We start from the raw sequence: 1,094 nt of genomic DNA on the forward strand, positions 1-1,094 counted from the left end.
TCGTCCTCGCCGCCGCCGCCGCCGTCGTCGTTGTGGCCGCCGCGTATCTCGCGCCAGAAGTACAGGGCGTAGGCGGCGAAGAACAGCAGACCCAGCGTGGGCTTGAACGCGAACGCGACCAGGCCGAGGGCGACCTTCACGATGAAGATCGGAAGGAACCACTTCTGGTCCTTCGCCAGGCGCTTCATGTCCTTCTCGCTGCCCAGGACCTTGTCCGACTCGGGCCGCGAGGGCGGCATACCGGCATCCGCCAGGACGCTCTGACGCTCCGTGCGCCGCTTCAGCAGGAGCATGGCCCCGGTCACGCCGTAGGCGACGGTGGCCAGCGCGAGGGGGCCGCCCATCGCCGCGCCGACGCCGATGTTCTTGGCCTCTTCGTCGGCGCCGGTGGTCACCGCGACCAGGGTGACGACGGATTCGGGCAGGGCGGTGCCGAAGGCGGCCAGGATGGTGCCCACCGCCATCTTCCCGACGTTCAGCCGCTCGCCCAGCCATTCCACGGCGTTGACGAACCACTCACAGGACAGGTAGATCGCCACCGCGCACACGATGAGCAACACAAAATGGATCACGCTGATCGTCCAGCTTTCCCGCACCGCGGGAGACCAGGCGATGGCGCGCGGGGATCTACGCGTACGACCTCGGCCCCGCGACGCGCATACGTCGTCGACAAGGAACCGAAGGTCTCGCCCGCCCGGCAGACTCTGCACGGGCCCGGCCACCGGGAACCGTGAAGTTCCAGCATGTCGACGACCAGTTTGCGGGGCTACTCCCCTTCGCAGCCATTCACCCTACGGCATGGGCCGCCCGCCCCCGGCCCGCGGGATGGTGCTCCAGTAGCTTTGACGGGCCGTCAGGTGTGCGGAGGTCCCGAGGAGGGTGTGGCGCCAGAGGCGTTCACCTCTGGGGCAATGGGGGGCAGAGCAGCGGTGCACATACGCCGGGGCCATGGACGGTGCCCGCGTGGAGTGCCTTGGAGGCTCTGGGCATGGTGTGGGACGGTGGATGGCAGTCCCGCAAGGCGTCCAGCAGCGTGGACCCGGCGGGGTCGTACGCGCCGGGTCCGAGGATCTTCCCGCGGGTGGAAACGAGGA

At 68.9% G+C, this 1,094-nt stretch carries 1 protein-coding gene; it reads right to left on the minus strand.

Annotated features, from left to right (window positions below; translation table 11 throughout):
* On the minus strand, nt 1-572 hold a 572-nt coding region (locus tag ACWDO5_RS35720; protein WP_450534681.1), incomplete at its 3' end, for a sodium:calcium antiporter.
* Nucleotides 573-1,094 lie beyond the last annotated feature (522 nt).

It is taken from the genome of Streptomyces sp. NPDC000880 (genome assembly GCF_053599675.1).